Source organism: Oerskovia douganii, assembly GCF_015142735.1.
Taxonomy (GTDB): Bacteria; Actinomycetota; Actinomycetes; order Actinomycetales; family Cellulomonadaceae; genus Oerskovia; species Oerskovia douganii.
The window spans coordinates 1-1,033 of the sequence record NZ_JACSPN010000061.1 but is presented as its reverse complement, the minus strand read 5'-3'; the positions used below and the strand labels follow the sequence as shown (position 1 = coordinate 1,033).

Sequence of the window (1,033 nt, the reverse complement as noted above, 5' to 3'; positions counted from 1 at the left end):
GGGGACCCACATGTTCATGCTCGACGAGATGACCAGCGACACCTAGGCCGCAGCCCTGCACGGCGAGGCCCGCCACAGCGACCACGCGCACCAGCTCGCGCTCGCGGTCGGCGGCTACTCCCCCGGGCTCAGCGGCTCGCTCGTCGACGGCGACGGGGCCGTCAAGGTCTCCCACGCCTTCATGGCCACCCTCCAGCGCATCGGCGCCGACCTCATCGCCCAGCACCGCGCCGGGACCATCCACCTGCCCGACCACCCCGACGCCCTCCGGCTCGTCGCCTACCTCAGCGGCTCACTCGACCAGTTCCGCTGACCGCACCCCCGGCGCCCCCGCACCCACCAGGTGCAGGGGCGCCGTCGCCATGTCCGGCCCATCCCCCACAGATCGAGAGAACCAACCCGACCCCCGGCGCTCGCGGCCCGTGTCGCGTGTGCGCGGTCGACGCTCGAGCTCGAAAGGCCGGCTACAGACTCACGGGCAACATTCCCGCAGGTCAGCAAGGGGACGCGATGTACGCGGCACACCATCGAGCGCCAGGGGTTGCCACCGCGACACCCCATCTATATAGTTGCTAGCAAGTTGCTAGCAATCGACTAGCAGGAACCTAAGGGGTACATCATGACCGCGAACCGCACCCGGCTCGAGGCAGGCGTCTACCGCGTGGACGCCGAGCTCGTGACGCAGTGGATCGAGCGCGACGAGTTCGAGACCCCTGAGCGCCGGTGGGTCGTGCGCCCCGACGAGTTCCTGGGCGCGTCGACCGCCTGGCTCTCGTTCTTCCCGACGCTGGCCCGGGCCGTCGAGGCAGTCGAGGCGTTCAACGACGGTGCCACCGCCGCCACCAGCGACCACCACCACGACCGCCGCCACCCCGACGCCGACGTCCTCGCGTCGATGCCCGACGCGTTCCAGAGCGGCTACCGCGAGACCTGGGAAGCCCTGGAGGGCGACGAGATGGCCCAGCAGGCAGAGCGCAGCCGGGGCGCCTGAGCTCGCGACGTCGACCATCTACGGCGCCCCTGCACCCCACCG

2 protein-coding genes are annotated in these 1,033 nt (G+C 70.8%); both read left to right on the top strand.

Annotation, left to right across the window (positions count from 1 at the left end):
• The first annotated feature begins 181 nt into the window (after nucleotides 1–181).
• The gene (locus tag H9623_RS19870) at nucleotides 182–313 is read left to right on the top strand and encodes a hypothetical protein (RefSeq protein ID WP_265332960.1); all 132 of its coding nucleotides are present in this window, start codon (nucleotides 182–184) and stop codon (nucleotides 311–313) included.
• A 306-nt stretch (nucleotides 314–619) separates the two neighbouring features.
• Nucleotides 620–991, top strand: a complete 372-nt coding sequence (locus H9623_RS19130) for a hypothetical protein (RefSeq protein ID WP_191805956.1) — start codon at nucleotides 620–622, stop codon at nucleotides 989–991.
• The last annotated feature ends 42 nt before the right edge of the window (nucleotides 992–1,033 follow it).